Source organism: Acinetobacter sp. 16 (assembly GCF_033439925.1).
Taxonomy (GTDB): Bacteria; Pseudomonadota; Gammaproteobacteria; order Pseudomonadales; family Moraxellaceae; genus Acinetobacter; species Acinetobacter junii.
On the sequence record NZ_CP137746.1, the window covers coordinates 1395025 to 1412841 of the forward strand.

Annotated in this window: 15 protein-coding genes and 2 pseudogenes; 8 read left to right on the forward strand and 9 right to left on the reverse strand. The window is 36.8% G+C overall.

Annotated elements, in window-relative coordinates; translation table 11 throughout:
• Positions 1-36 precede the first annotated feature (36 nt).
• From R2H34_RS06875 to epmB, 3 genes are read right to left on the reverse strand one after another with little or no spacing between them, the layout of a single operon-like run.
• Positions 37-2145: an EAL domain-containing protein gene (locus R2H34_RS06875; protein WP_151814657.1), complete on the reverse strand. Its 2109-nt coding sequence runs from the start codon at positions 2143-2145 to the stop codon at positions 37-39.
• Positions 2127-3878 carry a GTPase gene (locus R2H34_RS06880; protein ID WP_125297474.1) on the reverse strand — a complete coding sequence of 584 codons (1752 nt, stop codon included), beginning with the start codon at positions 3876-3878 and terminating at the stop codon, positions 2127-2129. Before R2H34_RS06880 ends, R2H34_RS06875 begins: the two co-directional genes overlap by 19 nt.
• Before the next feature lie 11 nt (positions 3879-3889).
• Entirely contained in the window at positions 3890-4906 is a 1017-nt protein-coding gene (gene epmB, locus R2H34_RS06885) for an EF-P beta-lysylation protein EpmB (RefSeq protein WP_125297473.1), read from the reverse strand.
• An 87-nt stretch (positions 4907-4993) separates the two neighbouring features.
• Between epmB and efp the strand changes: the two genes are divergently transcribed.
• The 5 genes and pseudogenes from efp to R2H34_RS06910 form a co-directional block, all read left to right on the forward strand.
• Positions 4994-5563 (forward strand): elongation factor P, encoded by a 570-nt coding sequence (gene efp / locus R2H34_RS06890; RefSeq protein WP_004913097.1) that lies wholly within the window; start codon positions 4994-4996, stop codon positions 5561-5563.
• A gap of 177 nt (positions 5564-5740) precedes the next feature.
• Positions 5741-7843, forward strand: coding sequence for a carbon starvation CstA family protein (locus R2H34_RS06895; protein ID WP_004913096.1), 2103 nt, complete (start codon positions 5741-5743; stop codon positions 7841-7843).
• Positions 7844-7845: 2 nt separating this feature from the next.
• Positions 7846-8148 (forward strand): YbdD/YjiX family protein, encoded by a 303-nt coding sequence (locus tag R2H34_RS06900; RefSeq protein WP_004913093.1) that lies wholly within the window; start codon positions 7846-7848, stop codon positions 8146-8148.
• Between the two features lie 78 nt (positions 8149-8226).
• Positions 8227-9186, forward strand: coding sequence for an AAA family ATPase (locus R2H34_RS06905; protein ID WP_042891930.1), 960 nt, complete (start codon positions 8227-8229; stop codon positions 9184-9186).
• A gap of 13 nt (positions 9187-9199) precedes the next feature.
• Positions 9200-9382: pseudogene (locus R2H34_RS06910) on the forward strand (DUF58 domain-containing protein); the annotation flags it as partial.
• Positions 9383-9498: 116 nt separating this feature from the next.
• Here R2H34_RS06910 and R2H34_RS06915 read toward each other — a convergent pair.
• Both R2H34_RS06915 and R2H34_RS06920 read right to left on the reverse strand, forming a co-directional pair.
• A complete protein-coding gene (locus tag R2H34_RS06915) occupies positions 9499-12336 on the reverse strand; it encodes a DEAD/DEAH box helicase family protein (protein WP_318342531.1) in 2838 nt (945 codons plus the stop codon).
• Positions 12329-13045 carry a site-specific DNA-methyltransferase gene (locus R2H34_RS06920; RefSeq protein ID WP_318342532.1) on the reverse strand — a complete coding sequence of 239 codons (717 nt, stop codon included), beginning with the start codon at positions 13043-13045 and terminating at the stop codon, positions 12329-12331. The genes R2H34_RS06915 and R2H34_RS06920 overlap by 8 nt, the downstream gene beginning before the upstream one ends.
• A 77-nt stretch (positions 13046-13122) precedes the next feature.
• Here R2H34_RS06920 and R2H34_RS06925 point away from each other — a divergent pair, with 77 nt between their 5' ends.
• The gene (locus R2H34_RS06925) at positions 13123-14091 is read left to right on the forward strand and encodes an IS30 family transposase (RefSeq protein WP_014538385.1); all 969 of its coding nucleotides are present in this window, start codon (positions 13123-13125) and stop codon (positions 14089-14091) included.
• On the opposite strand, the gene R2H34_RS06930 is transcribed toward R2H34_RS06925, so the two are convergent.
• From R2H34_RS06930 to R2H34_RS06940, 3 genes are read right to left on the reverse strand one after another with little or no spacing between them, the layout of a single operon-like run.
• On the reverse strand, positions 14082-14903 hold the full coding sequence (locus tag R2H34_RS06930; RefSeq protein ID WP_318342533.1) for a site-specific DNA-methyltransferase: 822 nt from the start codon (positions 14901-14903) through the stop codon (positions 14082-14084). The genes R2H34_RS06925 and R2H34_RS06930 overlap by 10 nt on opposite strands.
• Positions 14861-15175, reverse strand: a complete 315-nt coding sequence (locus R2H34_RS06935; RefSeq protein ID WP_126624328.1) for a hypothetical protein — start codon at positions 15173-15175, stop codon at positions 14861-14863. Before R2H34_RS06935 ends, R2H34_RS06930 begins: the two co-directional genes overlap by 43 nt.
• Positions 15176-15206: 31 nt before the next feature.
• On the reverse strand, positions 15207-15425 hold the full coding sequence (locus R2H34_RS06940; RefSeq protein ID WP_002121548.1) for a DUF6471 domain-containing protein: 219 nt from the start codon (positions 15423-15425) through the stop codon (positions 15207-15209).
• Positions 15426-15545: 120 nt separating this feature from the next.
• On the opposite strand from R2H34_RS06940, the gene R2H34_RS06945 reads away from it, so the two are divergent.
• Positions 15546-16571, forward strand: a complete 1026-nt coding sequence (locus tag R2H34_RS06945) for an IS1595 family transposase (RefSeq protein WP_002121625.1) — start codon at positions 15546-15548, stop codon at positions 16569-16571.
• Here the strand turns inward: R2H34_RS06945 and R2H34_RS06950 are convergent.
• Complete coding sequence (locus tag R2H34_RS06950; protein WP_002121608.1) at positions 16568-16993, reverse strand: hypothetical protein; 426 nt, start codon at positions 16991-16993, stop codon at positions 16568-16570. The two genes, R2H34_RS06945 and R2H34_RS06950, sit on opposite strands and share 4 nt — an antisense overlap.
• Before the next feature lie 67 nt (positions 16994-17060).
• Between R2H34_RS06950 and R2H34_RS06955 the strand changes: the two are divergent.
• Positions 17061-17816, forward strand: a pseudogene (locus R2H34_RS06955) (DUF58 domain-containing protein); the annotation flags it as partial.
• Position 17817: the final 1 nt, after the last annotated feature.

Genomic DNA, 17817 nt, shown 5'->3' on the forward strand with positions numbered 1-17817 from the left:
AGCCTCTCCTTTATAAAAGGAGAGGCTTGTAGATTTCTATTGATCCTGTACGTCAGTTAAACGATCAAGTTTCTTTTGGAAGTAGTTGCCTTGTAAGAAGCGCGCTTCAACATTCCAAGCATTTGCGAATAAATTCATGTCATTTAAATCAGTCAGTAAAATTTCTACAGATTTCATACCGATGAAATTCATAATTTTTTCCTGTAATTTTGCCATATCTTTCTCGCTAGCTAACATCTTGGAAAGTTTGCTATGTAGGCATAAATATTGGGTATCAATTTGCGTAAGAATAGATTCGCTATAAAGTGAATCACCAAAATTGCGTATTGAAATTTCAGCACCGTATTGACGGAGTAGAGCGACTTGCTGCTGAGCTTGAGACAGATTTTGTTGCAGACTATGCTCTGAGAACTGAACAATAAGCGGATGAGCTTGTTTACTTCCAATAATTGTAAGAAGTTTTGCGACCAACTCAGGTAATTTTTTATCATTAATTAGAATGTGATGGTTCAAATTAACGATTAGTTTAGCTTTTGGATATTGAGTAATAAAGTTGTGTAGTTGTTTACACGCTTCTACAAGAATCCAGCGGTCAAGTTGTACAGATAACTCAGGATCATCTTTTAAATCGGCTAGATCACTTAAATCAATCCATTGATTATCATGAATAAACCCTGCTGTAACCTCATAGGTATGAGTATGTTGATCCTGCTTATCATATAGTTGTTGATATTTTAATTGGATGGATCCAGCATCTAGTTTCTGTTTTAACTCTTGTAATAAGGTTAATTTAACAGAGGTTTGAATATGTTCGGTTGTAAGACCGATATCGGCATCTATCTTTTGACTATTGAAAACAGGAAGTGGGGTAGAAAAAGCTTTTGAGAGTAATTGTTCAAAAGCAGTTTCATTTGAAATTGGTTGATTTAACTCACAATATCCTAATTTTAATTGGAGTGGAAAGGTGTGATTATCTGTCACAAGAAGTTGAGGTTTTTGTAGACCATTTAAACCAATCAATAATGAATTTAATACTTCTTTGGATTCAGCTTGGATTAACCCGGCATAGAGTGCTGTTTCAATTTGATGAATTGGGACGTTGACTTGTTCTTTAATGAAATTTTGAATATTTGAAAAATAAGACTTTGTTCCACGCCAATCAGATTGAAAAACTTCATTTGGACAATGATTTAAGCCAAATAAAACTAAGGCATTTACATTTGCAGGATGATTGTTAAGATGGCGATTAATTTGTTGTAAAGATGAATTTAAACTTGAAAGTTTTTCTGCTGGAGCAATCGTTACAGTAGGCGCGACTGTAGTTGGTTCGGATTTTTGTGTGGCTTGAGAAGGACATTCGATATTGAGTTGAATTTCATCATCATTTCCAGATGGTAAAAACTCTACATGTAATGGATTGTTTTTTACATTTGAATTGAGTGTTTTGATCTCAAAGCGAGCATGTTCAAAATGACCTTGAGAAATCTTCTTGAAGCGTAGTTTAAATTGAGCCAAATCTTCAGGTTGTAAAACATCTAGTAATGGTAAACCAATCAAATCATCTTCATTCTCGAAACCAAAAAGAGTCGCATACTCTTTGTTGGCACTGAAATGAATTCCTTCTTGTAATACTGCGACCGCTTTATGAGTTTCTGCAACTAAAGATTGTGCTTGTGTTTGTGCGGCTTCCAATTCATTCAATAGACGATGTTCAGCTTGTACCAATCGACTATATGATAAAGCACGAATGATGCTGATATAAAAATGATCAGGGGATTTTAAACTAAGAACGTCATAGATGCCTTTGTGAATATAGTTTTGATACTGTTGTGCATCGAAGTCTTCTGGTTCAAGAAATAAAACGGGCAAATTAGGTTGTGATGATGCTTGAATCAAAGAGAGAGTTTGTTCGATTTTTAAATCATAAGCTCGACCGAAAAGCACCATATCCCAAGGTAGATTCAGTTGCTTTTCAAATGTTTTAAAATCATCCAATAGACAAGCTTGGACTTGATGTTCTTGTGCAGAAAATAATTGCAAAATTTGATTATAACGAAGTTGGTTATCATCAATAATTAATAAGCGTGTTTCAGTACGTTTTAACTTTTTAGAGAGTAAAGAATTTCTCACTTCAATGCTTCCCATAAATCTTGATCATTTGTATCCATATTCTTTTGTGCCATAAATTTTTGAAGACTAGGTTCATCTTCTTCATTGAGCAATTCGAAATCAAACTGGACAAAACTTTGGGTAATTAACTGTGCTGTTAATAAGTACACTTTTACTTCCTCTTTCCCCAATCGTAAATGAACAGCTTGCTGTTCTCTGAAAATTTGCGAACCTGGCAATATGATTGTTGTTTTTGTTTCATCCAGATTCTGATTTTTTAAAATAAGTGCAGGGTGGTAATTACTCACATGGCGGTCAGATTGAATACGTACTGCGCATGGGAAAATATCTTGTGCTAAAACCTCTAAACCGAGTTCAAGGCTTTTTTCACTGGATTGTTTAAGCCAACGAATAACACCTCCTCGCCAATGACCATGTGAGGTTTCTTTCACTAAGATATATTCACCAGTCCGAAGGTTTTTAGGTGCTTCAGTCGTCCATTTAATACGATATCCATTTACACTAATATCAAGAATGTCTGCTTGATAAACTGCTTTACTTTCACGGCTTAAACGTTGGATGGAAGATTCTTGATTGTCAGAAGATTCTTTTTTATCCCACGATGACAAAAAGCGAGATTCGCTTTGTAATCCATAGCCATGTTCAAGTTGAAGAGTTTCAGCGAAATTCTTTGCTTTAGATAGATAGAAATGAGCGGTGAGTAATCCAAAACAAATATGCAACTGTGCAGAGCACTCATAACGCTCGTGACGTCGTTCAGCAGTGGTGCCAAGAATCGTTTGAACATGAAATTTCAAGGCAGGAGCTAAATAGATTTTTTCATTTTTAGAAATATATTCTGCATTTTTGTGAAGTGTTGCAGTGACATGATCTAAAAGACTATTGGTGCTGATAAAAATATTTGGATTAAATCCTGAACTCTGTTTCTTGTTATAAATAGGCGGGTGATCTTTACTGGTATCAACTACATATTTGGTTAATTCAGTTTCCTTTGGTAATAGTTGCAGCATTTTCGCCCAGTCAAAGCTACATTGGAATAAAGCTTGAATTTCAGATTGGCGAATTTGATTGGTGTTAAAGATATCTAGCAAAATAAGTTGTGCATAAGCTTGAGCAACATTATTGAGGCTTGGTTTACCTGCTGGTTGTTCCAAAGTGGTGTGATGATATTTATGAGTTACAGCCGCATCATACAGTTGGTGAGCAATCAGCCATTGTCCTGCAACAGGTTCACTATAAAGCATATGTTGCTGATACAGGAGTTGAGTGAGTTGTTGTAATGCTTGGAAAGTCGCTAAGGTTCTTGCAGTCTGGAGATTTTTCTTTTGATTTAATGCAAAAAATGAAAATTTTTGATGCTCAAGTTGATCGCTACTTCTGCGAACAATGTTGATATAAATCGCTGCGAAGTAACAACGCAAAAGCATTGCTAGTTCTATAATATGTTCATTACGATCAGAGGTGATGACACCTTGATTAAAAAAATTCTTTTCTAGACTACCTAAAACATTTTCGATGGTAGGGTGTAGTGTCTGTATTAAATCAAAACGTAAAGTTTCTGAACATTCTAATTCACTTAGCTCAAGTAAAGCTGAGAATAATGCTTTAGAGGTATCACCCAATTGCATTATGGCAAGTGTTGAAATCCATTCGTTCAAGCTTTTAGTGTTTGAATCACAAAAACTGAGTTTATCCCTTCTTAAAACAGTGGAAACTTGAAAAATATCCGAAAATGCATTATCCATCATTGTAATCAATCTCAGAACGTTTGAACCCCAAAAAGCGGTGTTTTATTTTTTTCGCCCGCAATTTCCCTTACGAGTTTAGGGACAAGATATCCAGGTAAACTCGCTAAAACATCAGTATATATATGATCTATCTCTGAAGACCTTAAATCAAAATGTTGAGCGCCTTTTACTTTATCCAATACATGAAGATAATAAGGCATTACACGCGCGTCAAATAAACGCAAACTTAAATTATTCAAAATTTCTGCAGAATCATTCACACCTTTGAGTAAAACTGCTTGATTTAGCACTGTAATATGGTGTTCTGATAACTGTAATAACTTTGAACAAGTAAAGTCGTCAAGTTCAGCTGCGTGATTTGAGTGTATCACTACTACAATGCGTAGCCTACTGTTTTTTAATATAGAAATCAGCTCTTCATCGATTCGATTTGGAATAACGACGGGAACACGTGAATGAATTCTCAGAATCTTAATCTGAGGGAGAGATGCTAGACGTTCCAACCAAAGTGATAATTTTCGATTTGATAAAGTTAGGGGGTCTCCGCCACTCAAAATAACTTCATTAATTTGTGGATTTTGCTCAATATACTGTTTGATATTAATCCAATCATCATTTTTGGGTAGGTTTTCTTGGTATGGGAAATGGCGACGGAAACAATAACGACAATGAATCGCACATGCACCAGTTAAAGTCAGTAAAAAACGTGATTGATATTTATGTAGAACTCCAGCCATTTGATTAGCTGCTTCTTCACCAAGTGGGTCAGTAACAAATTCGGGATGATCTTCAAGTTCTAAATGATGAGGTAAAACTTGTAGCAATAAGGGATCAAAAGGATCTCCAATGCTCATTTTTCCGACGAATGCGCGTGGAACACGTAATTTGAACTGTTCAGAGGCAAGGATTGCCCCTGATAATAACTGTTCAGTGGATAACTCAAGCAGATTTAACAACTCTAAAGGATCAGTAATTAGATCACTGAGTTGTGATTGCCAGTTTTTCTCTTGAAGTAAATAGTTTATCATGCCATACGTTAAAATAGTGTTAGCCTAAAGGCTATTGGCCTAGTCTAGCATTAATAGATTTGAGTTTTAAGTTGGAGTGCGCCTTTCATGGCCTATTATTCTACAAATGATTTTAAAGCTGGCCTTAAGGTCATGCTGGATGGTAACCCATGTTCAATCATGGAAAATGAATATGTAAAACCAGGTAAAGGTCAGGCGTTTAACCGCGTAAAATTACGTAACCTTCGCTCTGGTAAAGTATTAGAAAAAACATTCAAATCAGGTGATTCTTTAGAAGCTGCTGATATTGTAGAAGTAGAAATGGAATACCTCTACAACGATGGCGAAATGTGGAACTTTATGGATCCAGTAACTTTTGAGCAAATCGCTGCTGATAAAACAGCAATGGGCGACGCTGCAAAATGGTTAAAAGATGATTCAAATGAAAAATGTACAATCATGTTATTTAATGGTGTACCTTTAACGGTAAGCCCACCAAACTTTGTTGTGCTCAAAATTGTTGAGACTGATCCTGGTGTACGTGGTGATACTTCTGGCGGTGGCGGTAAGCCTGCGAAACTTGAAACAGGTGCTGTGGTACGTGTTCCATTATTCGTTCAGCAAGAAGAAAGCGTTCGTGTAGATACTCGTACTGGTGACTACCTAGAGCGTGCATAATCGTTAAACACAAAGTATACGATTATCGAAGGGATGATAAAGAATCATCCCTTTTTTTATGCCAAAGTATTAGATAAATCTATTTTAATAAACGATAAACTCACGAAGATATTTTCTAAAGAAAATATAGGAATGGAAATCCAAATCACCAAAAGTGAAATATTTGAGAGGTTTTGAATGGAGATAACACAAGCAAAAACATCGCTTTCCTCTAAGATTCTATGGAGTTTAGTTGCCATTATCGGGGCAATTTCTTTTGGGATATTGGCGGTGAGTCGTGGTGAGCATGTAAATGCAGTTTGGTTGGTTCTCGCTGCTGTCTGTGTATATAGCATTGCATATCGGTTCTACAGTTTATTTATCGCAAACAAGGTTTTTGAATTAAACCCAAGGCGATTAACCCCAGCTCATCGTTTAAACGATGGTTTGGATTATGTTCCAACCAATAAATACGTATTATTTGGGCATCATTTTGCGGCGATTGCTGGTGCTGGTCCTTTAGTGGGACCAATTCTAGCGGCTCAGATGGGTTATTTACCAGGAACAATTTGGTTGCTCGTCGGTGTGGTGATTGCAGGTGCAGTTCAAGATTTTCTTGTGCTGTTTATCTCCACACGTCGTGATGGTCGTTCATTAGGTGAAATGGCAAAGCAGGAATTGGGTACTTTTGCTGGTGTTATCGTCATGCTTGGTACATTGGGCGTGATGGTCATTATTCTTGCGGTACTTGCTCTGGTTGTGGTTAAAGCATTAGCTCATAGCCCTTGGGGTGTATTCAGTATTGCTGCAACGATTCCTATTGCATTATTTATGGGCGTGTACATGCGTTATCTGCGCCCAGGTAAAATTGCAGAAGTCTCTATCATTGGTTTCGTCTTGATGATGGCCGCGATTGTTTTTGGTGGTGATGTCGCAAAAGATCCGTATTGGGGACAGTTATTTACCTTAAGTGGAACGCAATTGACATGGGCATTAATCATTTATGGTTTTATTGCATCAGTCTTACCAGTTTGGTTACTGTTAGCACCACGTGATTATTTATCAACATTTCTTAAAATTGGTGTAATTGCTGGCTTAGCAATCGGTATTGTCTTTGCAATGCCTGATTTGAAAATGCCTGCGGTTACGCATTTTGTGGATGGTACAGGACCTGTTTTCGCAGGGACATTATTTCCATTTCTATTTATTACGATTGCTTGTGGTGCCATTTCTGGTTTCCATGCGCTAGTTTCTTCTGGTACCACGCCTAAGCTCGTCGATAACGAAGTAAATATTCGTATGATCGGTTACGGTGGAATGTTGATGGAATCTTTTGTCGGCATTATGGCAATGATTTGTGCGACTGTACTTGATCCAGGAATCTATTTTGCGATTAATGCTCCTGCAGCAGTGCTGGGTACAACGGTTGATACAGCTGCTGAAGCTGTCCGTAATTTAGGTTTTATCGTTACACCAGAAATGTTAACAGTACTCGCACAAGAAGTGGGTGAGAGTTCCATTTTATCTCGCACAGGCGGTGCACCGACTTTTGCGATTGGTATGGCACATATCATTTCTGAAATTTTCAATAGTCGTTCAATGATGGCTTTTTGGTATCACTTTGCGATCTTGTTCGAAGCATTATTTATTTTAACCGCGGTGGATGCAGGAACACGCGCTTGTCGTTTTATGGTGCAAGATACGGTCGGGATAGTTGTACCTGCGGTTAAACAATCTAGCTCTTTTTTTGGAAACTTAGTTGGTACTTTTGTTGCGGTTGCTGGCTGGGGCTTCTTCGTTTATCAAGGTGTAGTTGATCCTCTAGGTGGTATTAATTCGTTATGGCCACTCTTTGGTATTGGTAACCAAATTCTTGCATCAATGGCATTAATCTTGGGTACGGTGATTTTATTCAAGATGAAGAAAGAGAAATATGTATGGGTCACAATCGTCCCAACAGTTTTCTTATTTATCACTTCTATGACTGCAGGTTGGCAAAAAATCTTCCATGAGAATCCAAAGATTGGTTTTCTTGCTCAAGCGAACCGTTTTTCTGATGCGATTGCACGTGGGGAGCTACTCGCTCCGGCGAAAACAGTAGCAGAGATGCAAACAATTGTGATGTCCAATCAAATCAACGCGGTGTTGTGTGGATTCTTTATGATTGTTGCTATCGTAATGGTAATTGCATCTATCGGAGCAATTCGCAAAGCATTAGCAAGTTCAACGCCTACTGTGAATGAGGCACCTGCTGTTTATTCAGATGTACCGATGACTGCGAATAGCGTGAAGGGAGAATAAGCATGGATTTCAAAATTGCGAAAGAAGGTGGTTCCTTAATCGTGAAGATTATTAAATTCACTATTATGTCGCAAAAACACCTGATTTTCTCACCAAGAAATTGGTCTCGTATCGCACTTCTATGGCAGAACTTGCAAAAAAGTTTCCGTTTAATGGTTGGAGTACCAGATTACGAAAACTATCTCAGACATATGCAACAGCATCATCCAGATTTGACACCGATGGATGCGAAGACTTTTTATCGTCACTGTGTCGATGCGCGTTACCCATCGTCAGGCGGGAATATGAAAAAATGTCCTTGCTAGAAGTCATTTGATTTCTTTGAAAAAAAATCAAAACAGTGTATGTTGAGGCATACACTGTTTTATTTTGGGGATAGAATTATGTGGGGCATGGAAAAAGCTTCTGTTCAAGAAAAAAAAATACAAAATCAGCAACTAGAACAAGATATTAAAAGCTTTAGCCATAAAATAGAAAGTTTCCTTATTCAGGTTAATGAGCTGATCTTAGATAAGCCGCAACAAACTAAACTTGCGCTGACTTGTTTGCTGGCTGGTGGTCATGTGCTATTTGAAGATTTACCTGGCTTGGGTAAAACAACATTAGCCAGTGCTTTAGCTCGTTTGGCGGGACTGCATTTTCAACGAATCCAATTTACCAATGATATGCTGGCGAGTGATGTGATTGGTATCAATATTTTTAATCAAAAAGAACATATTTTTGAATTTAAAAAAGGCCCTGTCTTTACTCAAATTTTACTTGCGGATGAAATTAATCGTTGTAGCCCTAAAACGCAAAGCGCGTTGCTCGAAGCAATGGAAGAAGGGGCGGTTACAGTTGATGGTATTCACTATGAATTACCTCAGCCTTTTTGGGTGCTTGCTACGCAGAACCCACTTTTTCAAAGTGGAACCTATGCTTTGCCTGAGTCTCAACTAGATCGTTTTTTAATGCGTTTGTCTTTGGGCTATCCATCTCGCCAAGCTGAAAAACTTTTACTTCAACAAAGTTCACGTCAGCTTCTTATTCATCAATTGGATTCTGTATTTAATCAAGTGGATATTTTGCATTTACGTGAACTCGCTAAACAAGTTTTTTTAAGTGATGCTGTACTTAACTATATTTTAGATTTGGCCGCTGAAACACGTAAGCAACGTCATGGTTTATCAACACGTGGAGTATTGGCATTAAAAGCTGCATCCCAAGCTTATGCATTAGTAGAAGGGCGAGCTTTTGTAACGACAGACGACGTGCAGATGGTGTTTATATCTGTAGTTTCACATCGTCTCAGTTTGGGTGAAAATGAAGTAAGAAAAATTTTAGAATCGGTAGAGGCATTCTAGTTGAGAGTGGGATATGCAAAAATTATTCAAGCATCCACTACAAAACTGGATTGCAAAACGATTCCAAATTGATGAAAAGAAGCGACTTACACAAAAAGATATTTTGATCTTTTTATATAGGCAAGGTTTTCTATATCTTGTGCTAATTTTGATTACGTTTATTGCAGGTATTAACTACGCAAATAACTTAATTCTCGATATTATGTAGCAACCGCACAAAGATATAATAATCAATTGCTTACATTTACGATATTATGTAGCAACCGCACAAAGATATAATAATCAATTGCTTACATTTAGAAAAAGCCGAGATTAACTCGGCATTCTTGTTTGGAAATCAATGGCAAACTCTGATTCAGTGCGTGGTTCTGTATTGTAGAATTTAAAGCCTAAACACTTGACCTCTTTATAACCATGCGATTTGACTTCATTTAAGAACTCAACATAGTTTTTTGAATCATCTTGTTCTGCGTCAAAAACAATTTGGCTTTCATCGTCCAAACTTATCAATACTTCCTCTTTCCAAGCATCCTTTTCAAGTAAATGACCGCCTTTAGGCTCAATTAGGCATTGATAGTACATTTCGCCATTTTCAGCATCATTAATGATCAGCATATAGTCAGGGCTGAACCTTCGACCATCTTTAGGACTAAACAACCAATAGTCCAGTTCATTGCGTATCAAGTAAATTTCTGCACCCTTGTAGCGTGATTTAAGCTCTTCAATCTGAGTTGCAACAAACTTAACAAAGCGTTTTTCTTCGCTTGTGCCATAGTTCTCACTGTAGGCGTACCAATCGGCAGTTTCAACATCAAACTGTAGATCGGGGTTGTCATGGCTTGACTGTGGTTTTGCACGTTCATCAGGTGCATGATCACTTGTTTCACCATCTAAATCTTGGATAGGGAATGAAACCAAGTAGATGTTCTTTTCTTGCTGAAAGATAGACGACAGTGATTTTGGTCTAAAAATATGACTTCCTGTAATTTGTGGCATGTGCCGATCTATGGCTTTACGCACTTCGGGTAGAATCACACCGACCAATAATTGCAGTTTTTCATGGGCTTCAAGTTGATCAATATCCTTACCTTCCGAATACGAATATTTAATCTCATATAAAGGTAGATATTTTTCAATCAACTCATCAATGCTCTCTATCCCAACAATATGATTTTTCAGATGGTTAAATCGAAAGAAATTATTTTCTGATGACATTAATGCCTTACGGATAATAAACGGTGAAAAGTATTCATCCGTTAAATGAATGGTTTTATACTGAATCCCTGCCTGAATACTATTTTGCTCTTTATCCGTTAAGCTTCTTGTATAAAGTCGGTAGGTACTTGCTTTGATTTCCCTCCTAAAAGTAGCATCAATTTCTGTATCCGTTGTTTTACTGCGGTGTAGTTGTTGATTAACCAATACAAAACCTTTTCTATAGGTTTCACTATTGAGGAATTCGGACTTGAGTTTAATCGTCCGTTTTTCCATACTTTTATTGACAATTCCCTCATCGAGTAAGGCATATTGCAAGTTATCTAAGAACGTGCCTGTTTTAACAAAGTGGTAGAAGAAAGTTTCCAAAATACGCCCATGCTCATGAGGTGCATTATCAAATTTACGTTTGAATGGGTCGAACTCATAACTATGTTCTTCATCAAATAACCCTCCAATTTGAGAAATCTTATAAGCTCTTGGCAGTTTGTATGGACACAATCTTGCACCACGACCAATCAACTGAATATCTTGTAGTGATACTTTTTTAGACTCTGAAATATCAAAATGAATGATGTCGTACAGGCTTAATACATCCCATCCCTCATTGAGTGCATTAACAGAAAAAATTGCTCGAATGACATTTCTTTTACTATCTAAATGAGGAAGTAGATATGCTTTCTCCTTCTCCTTACTGTTATACGGCATGCTGTTATCTTCACGAAAACGCATTTTAATTTCAGCAATAAACGCATTTAAGCCATTAGGGTCTTGAGAGGATACCAGCCCTGATTTTCGTGAACCAAGCCAACTAAACATTTGAGAGATAAATCGGTTTCGATCTTCTTCTATGAGTGATTGCTGTGTGCCTGAACTTAAGTTTTTTAAATGATCTAAGTCACTTATTTTGAGTGAACTAATTACTTTATGGAAAAACTCCCGATCTTCCTCACTCTTAGCAATTTTAGTGGATTTAATCAAAATAATCGGATTAATCTCAACATTCATTTCACGATCAGCAAGTAATCTGCGGTATTCACTCATCACAACCGCATTGATGACCAATAAACGCTTTTGATCTTCAATCTGCGTTTCTTCGTTATAAAGGAAGCCGACTTCCTTGCTGTATCCATCCTTATTGAATTGCAGAAAATCGTAACGATGAATCAACTTATCACGATATTTTTTATGGATGAGAGGGTTTTCTAAATCTACGGTAGCGGTAAACTCTAACAGTAAATTATCGGGACGAGCATAGATTGCCGATTGAACAGCCGTTTCCCAATTGCGAATATCTTCTTCATCGGTTTTCTTGAGTTTTTTACGTGTATCTACGTTTAAACGGTGTGCTTCATCGGCAATCACCACAACAGCATTATCCGCAAAATCTTGAGCAGTTAAGCTATTTTCCTTGTCTTCTGTCAGGCGATTATATAACAGTGCTGTGCTGAAAAACATGAAGTTAATCGCATCTTTTTGGGCATCTTGAAAGCGATCAATCGCACGGATATGAATAGTTTTACCATTTAATTTAACCCCTTTAGGATTAAATAAATACTTGTCAAATTTATAATCGGTGAAGTTTTTTACCGCCTGATTCTTAATTTGCAATTGGTGTACCAAGAACACAAAATTGCGGTAGCCTTTTTGATATAGATACAGAATAGCAGCAGCCATCGTGAGCGTTTTACCCGTCCCTGTCGCTAGGTTAAAAAGTAGATGCTTTGCTTTGTCAGGGTCTTGCTCAAATAACCAAATAAAATGCTTGATCACAACTTCTTGATAATCACGTAATGTCTTTGAGATGTTATCAGTTATATAAGTCGGGAGTTTGTAATCTTGCACCCATTCCTGATATTCAGGGTTAGATTCAATTTGACTAAATAAAAATTGGTCTAGCGTATCTTTAACTTTATTTTTTACACGTTTAGTCATTTTTAGCACCATAGAATAAATCGGTTAAATTCATTTCTTCTTCTGAAACATGGTAACGACTGTCACGCATATCAGCATGGTTAAGAAACAATTGGTTTTCATCCAAAATGCTAATCAACAATTCCTTGCGTTGATCTAAGTCAAGGGAACGGAAGTTTTCGTCCTTTTCAAACTCATTTTTATCAAACCAAAATTTTAGAAAGGCATTTTTAGCCATATCAGCATAGACTTCATCCAATTCGCCTTTGCTATTCGCTGCCATAATTTGATTTAAAAAATCTTGGTTATATTTTTTTAGCTCAAAATAAACAAATGAACCACCACCTTGCCAATCCACCGATTTAGAAATACCACCTTGTTCACCCTCAAGGACTTTCAGTAAGCGAGCTTTGGTTATATCTTCGATGTAGTCCATTTGCTCAATACCAATCCATCTGCGTCCCATCTTGTGAGCGACAGCACATGTTGTTCCTGAACCTAAATGGTAGTCTAGAACGATGTCATTTTCATCAGTTGATAGTTCTATTGCACGTTGAATTAGATTTTCAGGTTTTGGGTTCTCAAATACAACATCACCAAACATGGCTTGTTGGTGCTTTGTTGCGTTTGTGGTGGTATCAGTAGAAGTCCATAAAATTGTATCAGGTGTTACATCAGACCAAAGTGTTGATGCAGGGCAGAGTAAAACTTGAAGTGCGACATAAACCACCTAATTAATTTAAAGGGTTTATGGAGTATATAAAATTGTCATACCATCATCTTAACTTTGAAGATCGTACTGCATTAATGCTTGAGTCAAGAAAAGAAGGCTTTTCAGCCAGAAAATTTGCTGAACTTATTAAAAGACATCCTAGTACGATCTATCGTGAGCTTAAAAGAAATAGCATCAATGACGTTTATCAAGCTCGATATGCTTCTGATAACACTTTTGCTAGACGTAGACGTGGTCACAGAAAACTCAAAATCGATTCAATCCTCTGGAAATTTATTGTTGAAGCGATCCGTTGTTTATGGTCTCCTCAGCAAATAGCAAAGCGTTTAAAGACATTTCCTGATTTGGATCAAACAATGAATGTAAGCCATACAACGATTTATTCAACGATACGAGCATTACCCAAGGGTGAGTTGAAAAAAGACTTATTATCCTGTCTACGTCATGAAAATAAAAAGCGAAAAGCTAACGGTGAACCTAAAAAAGATTCTATATTACAGGATATTAAAACTATTCATGAGCGCCCAGCCGAAGTTCAAGAAAGAAAAATACCGGGTCATTGGGAAGCTGATTTAATTAAAGGTAAAGACAATAAAAGTTCGATAGCAACACTTATTGAACGAAATACACGGCTCTGTATCTTGGCAACATTACCTGATGCAAAGGCAGAATCAGTGCGCAAGGCTTTAACTGAAGCTCTGAAATATTTACCTGCAGAACTGCGTAAAACGTTGACCTATGACCGTGGACGCGAGATGGCAGAACATAAAATACTTGAAGAAGATTTAGGCATAGATGTATATTTCTGTGACCCACATTCACCCTGGCAAAAAGGCACATGCGAAAATATGAATGGTTTAATTAGGCAATATTTACCTAAAGGGATTGATTTAAATCAGGCAGATCAGCATTATTTAAATCAAGTTGCCATGTCACTGAATACTCGTCCTAGAAAAGCGTTAGATTGGCTTACACCATTAGAGAAATTTGCTCAGCTTGTTGATTATCATAAGACTTTTCAAACTGTCGCACCTCATGTTTGAATTCGCCCAGCTTTTCCTTTACCTGCTTCAATAGCATCTTCTAAATATACTTTTAATTGTGGTTTAGTTAAGCCCTTTGAACCAAATTGAATGCGATTTCTTTCAAGTAAACTGAGGTATTCTTTTTCTGTTGTACGCCAATGACGACCTTTAGGTGGCGTATAAACATCTCCATTATTAGGATTGGTAATCTTATATTCTAAATTTTCACGGACATTAGGAGCATCAAATGGTTCAATTTTGTATTTACCTAGTTCATCCTCTAGATCAAAACCCTCTATATCCAAGGCTAATTTAAAATGAGCCTTATTGATTGCTGTTTTGTCTTTAGCGTATGTAAGAACGTGTGTGCTTGAAATAGATAATAAACCATCACTAGAAATAGATTTTCTTGATTGCCAAATTACATCCGCAATAAAATTTTCCCGTCCAAAAATATCATCTGCTAATACCTTTAGGTAATGTGCGCCATCATCTGAAATAGTGATGAAAATAATGCCGTTTTCTTTTAAAAACTCTCTAGCAATTTCAAGGCGATTTTTCATAAAAACCAACCAAGAGGATAATTTAAAGTTTGAATTATATGCAAAAGTGTCCGCAGGTTTTGTATCTATAAAATAATAAGGTGGGTCAATGAATATACATTTTACTGCATTAGAAAATCGTTGCTTCAAAGAATGCAAAGCGAGTAGGTTATTACCTTTAATTAAAAGGTTTTGTTGTAATTCACCATTTTGATCAAAAAAATTTATTTTAGTTTCAGATTCGTCTACTGTGTGCTGTGCTGTGCTGTGCTGTGCTGTGCTGTGCAAGGGTGCGAATAATATTGAAAATTAGTCAATGCTTTTGGCTCAAATAACGTATCAATATCTTTTCCATCAATTTCTTGATGTAAAAAGCGTTCTTCACGCCCTGAATCCTCTTTACTCATACCTGCTTCAAGCACAGTATCTTTAAAAGGGAAGCTTAAAACCACATCGTTATTATTATTTAAAAAACCAATTCGATCATGGCTTGTGGAGTAAAGCCCAATTTTATTGCTATGGCGTGTGTATCTGCCTTTTTTCAGTGAATTATCAGACATTAAGAATATCCTATTTAGGTTTGGTAAGTGGTTATAGTCGAATTTCTTTACAATCAATCGCTTTAAGTATTTGAAGCATAAATATTGCCCCAAACGTACCACGATTGATCTTGTTGCTAATGTTTTGTGGTGTTTCTGATATACCCATTGCTTCAAGCTTTTTGGATAGATCAATCAGGCTTATATTTTTTCGGGCAATTTCTGCCTTAATTAAGCCTTTGGCATAGTCTTTCCATTCATCGTCACTCACGGTTTGACCTCATAAAAGATAAACGACATAGCATGTCGCTATAATATTTTAAATCATTATATTTGATGATTAAAACTATTACAATATATTAAGCATATCTTGTTTGTGATGGGTGATTTTATGAAAAAAGAATCTAAGCAACATTTCCTACTATCAGCAAAGGCTCGTACTTTATCTGTATATGAAATTATGCAAATCACCCATGAACAAGCTTTCTTATTGTTCAAAGAAATGCGGTGGGGAAAAGAACAACCGATATGCCCTCATTGCGATACCCAAGATCATCACTATTTCATACGTGGACGCAAGCAATGGCGTTGCAAGTGCTGTAATCATACGTTCAGCGTAACATCAGGTACGATCTTTGCCTTTCACAAACTACCACTCAAAATCTATTTAGCTGCTATTGCCATTTACTCTAACGCTGTAAAAGGCTTATCTGCTTTGCAGTTAGGTCGGGATTTAGGTGTTCAGTATAAGACTGCTTTTGTATTGGCACATAAAATCCGTGAAAGCCTTATAGATCAGCGTGACGATGAATTACTATCAGGTGATGTTCACATGGATGGTGCGTATGTAAATGGCTATGTACGCCCTAAAAACCACAAGGATGACCGTGTAGATCGGCGCAAGGCTGAATATCAAAATCCAAATAAACGGTGCATTGTGGTACTACGCCAAAAAGCAATGAACAGTAATCTACAAGGTGCTGATAAAACCAAAACTTATGTAGTTTATAGTGAAAACCAAAAAGACATTAATCATCTTGCCAATCAGCATATCAAACACGGCTCAACAATCCATGCAGATGAAAGTACCGCATACGATACACTAAATGCTCGTTTCACGACTAAGCGTGTCAATCATCAATATGAATACCGTTCTAAAGATGGTGTGACCAATAATCTTGCTGAAAGCTATTTTAGTCGGTTCAGACGTATGCAGTTAGGGCAGATGCACAAGTTTGGTGTGATGTACCTTGCCAACTATGCCAATGAAGCTGCTTATCGTGAAGATACTCGTAGATGGTCGAATGGTGAAATCTTTACTGATATTTTAATGAAATGCGCTCAAACTCGAACACATAAAGATTGGTGTGGCTATTGGCAGGGCAATAAGCGTAAATCAGAGCGTTTAGTCTGCTAATCCGCTATGCCCCACAAATGAGGACGATGATTGCTATGGGCTATAATAATACCTTTATCTCTTAATCGGTTCAGCACTTTGATGAAGCTAGGTGAAATATCATTGCCTACAGATGAATCTATGCCTTTAATGTCCAAAACTTTCATCATTAAATCTTTGTAGTTCATTGGCTCTTTTGCTTCACGCAAGCAAGTTAAGACTAATGACTGTAGTTCACCTCTTCCAAAATAAGGGTTTCTTTGATTTGTACGCTTAGATTTAACGCTTCTTAGATCAAATTCAGGTGAAAATAACTTAATAGTGTGATCTACATGCAGTAGCATTTCAGAGATACGTTGAATTTCTTTTTGATGTGCTTCAATTTGACCAAGCAATTCCGCACGTTTTTTAGTTAATCCTGATACGATATGTGATTCAGCCATAATCCCTTTCCTTATGTGTAAAGGAATTATTTTAAATGGCGAATCACTCTATTTATTGTGCTGTTGCTACATAATAGCGTTAATTCTAGGTTTTTGTTTTTTAATTAGTGCAATTTTATGGATTAGTTTTTATCTTACTTTTAAGCAGTTACATCGGCTGGATATAGAGCTTGTCTTTCCTGAAATAGGGCAAGTGGATAACTCATTTACACTAAAAATAATGTTTAAACAAAAAAGTATCTTCACCCGATATTTGAGAATAATTAGTGAAGAGAAAGAACATTTTTTCTGCTTTGAGCATACTCAACAAATTTTTGAGTTGCCATTTTATCCAAATACTCGAGGACAATACGATTTTTCACCCATAAAAATATATTCTACTTACCCATTCGGTTTAGTGCGTGCATGGACTTATTTATATCCTAAGCATAAGGTGTGGATTGCTCCCAAAGCTCACGATTGGCAAAAAGAACATAAAAGCCAACCTACCAATACTCAAGACAGCTTAGATGAGTTTAAAGAGCTAAGAGCATTTCAACATGGTGATTCCTATCAGAATGTAGCTTGGAAACAGGTTGCAAGAGGACAAGGATTTTTTATTAAAATGTTCGAAACTCAAGCCAATCATCAATATTTAGAAATAGATTATCAACAAATACCTGCACAAGGGCATGAACAAAAACTGAGTTTTATGATGGGTTTAATTGAGCAATGCGAACTATTGGGCGATGACTATGCTGTGATATTGCCTCATGCACGATTAGAAAGTGGACAAGGTCAATCACAGTTAATCAAGGCTAAACTTTTGCTGGCGCAGGCTTGAT

Bases quoted from the DNA above. Each gene is read 5' to 3' on its own strand.
- epmB (WP_125297473.1), bottom strand. From the start codon at position 4,906: ATGATAAACTATTTACTTCAAGAGAAAAACTGGCAATCACAACTCAGT.
- R2H34_RS06880 (WP_125297474.1), bottom strand. From the start codon at position 3,878: ATGATGGATAATGCATTTTCGGATATTTTTCAAGTTTCCACTGTTTTA.
- R2H34_RS06915 (WP_318342531.1), bottom strand. From the start codon at position 12,336: ATGACTAAACGTGTAAAAAATAAAGTTAAAGATACGCTAGACCAATTT.
- R2H34_RS06950 (WP_002121608.1), bottom strand. From the start codon at position 16,993: ATGGCTGAATCACATATCGTATCAGGATTAACTAAAAAACGTGCGGAA.
- R2H34_RS06905 (WP_042891930.1), top strand. From the start codon at position 8,227: ATGTGGGGCATGGAAAAAGCTTCTGTTCAAGAAAAAAAAATACAAAAT.
- R2H34_RS06925 (WP_014538385.1), top strand. From the start codon at position 13,123: ATGCTTGAGTCAAGAAAAGAAGGCTTTTCAGCCAGAAAATTTGCTGAA.
- R2H34_RS06945 (WP_002121625.1), top strand. From the start codon at position 15,546: ATGAAAAAAGAATCTAAGCAACATTTCCTACTATCAGCAAAGGCTCGT.
- R2H34_RS06875 (WP_151814657.1), bottom strand. From the start codon at position 2,145: ATGGGAAGCATTGAAGTGAGAAATTCTTTACTCTCTAAAAAGTTAAAA.
- R2H34_RS06900 (WP_004913093.1), top strand. From the start codon at position 7,846: ATGGATTTCAAAATTGCGAAAGAAGGTGGTTCCTTAATCGTGAAGATT.
- efp (WP_004913097.1), top strand. From the start codon at position 4,994: ATGGCCTATTATTCTACAAATGATTTTAAAGCTGGCCTTAAGGTCATG.
- R2H34_RS06935 (WP_126624328.1), bottom strand. From the start codon at position 15,175: ATGTCTGATAATTCACTGAAAAAAGGCAGATACACACGCCATAGCAAT.
- R2H34_RS06895 (WP_004913096.1), top strand. From the start codon at position 5,741: ATGGAGATAACACAAGCAAAAACATCGCTTTCCTCTAAGATTCTATGG.